Here is an 827-nt window from a genome sequence, read left to right on the forward strand (position 1 = left end):
CGCTCGCCGGCGCGGGCGCGGACGTCGACGCCGCGGAGGCCGCCACCGTCGCCCCGGCGCCCGGGCCGGGGGACCCCGCGCGGGACCGGTGGCTCGCCGAGCTGACCGCCGGCCTCGACCACGCCGCCGCCGGCCGCTGGGCCGCCGCCACCGACGTCCTGCGGCCGCTGTTCGCCGCGGCCCGGATCGCCGACGGGGACGACGAGGACCTGCTGCCCAACCTCGCCGTCGCGGCCATGCACCTGGGCGACGACGAGGTCGGCGCCGACTACCACGGCCGGATGCTCGCGCGCGCCCGCGACTCCGGCGCGATGGTGCTGGTCCTGTACGCCCTGACCCGGCTGGCCGCCGGCGACGTCGTCACCGGGCAGTGGGCCACCGCCGAGGCCCGGGCCAGCGAGGCGCTGGCGCTGGGGGAGGAGACCGGGCAGCCGGTGCTGGCCGCCATGCCGCGCGCGACGCTGCTGCTGCTGGCCGCGCTGCGCGGCGACGACGCCGCCTACGACGCCCTCCTGCCGGCGGTGGAGCCGGCGCTGGCGGGGGAGCCGGTCGGCACGCTCGGCGGCATGCTGCGCGACGTCGTGCGCTGGGCGCGGGCGCTGCGCACCCCGGATCCGGCCGCCGCCCACCGCCACCTCGCCGCGATGAGCTACGGCCCGCTGGTGCGGTCCGCCGGGGTGGACCGGGTCGAGGCGGCGCTGCGGGCCGGCGAGACCGCCGCGGCGGAGGCATGGGCGGCGGGCCTGGCCGGGTTCGCCGGCGCCACCGGCCAGGCGTGGGCGGCCGCCGCCGCCGAGCACGCGCGGGCGCTGCTCGCCGAGGGGGCC

The 827-nt window shown here is 82.0% G+C and carries 1 pseudogene; it reads left to right on the plus strand.

The features are described 5' to 3' along the window. A pseudogene (locus tag GD970_RS21955) lies at nt 1-827 on the plus strand (helix-turn-helix transcriptional regulator); the annotation flags it as partial.

This window comes from Georgenia thermotolerans, from assembly GCF_009193185.1.
GTDB classification, from domain to species: Bacteria; Actinomycetota; Actinomycetes; order Actinomycetales; family Actinomycetaceae; genus Georgenia; species Georgenia thermotolerans.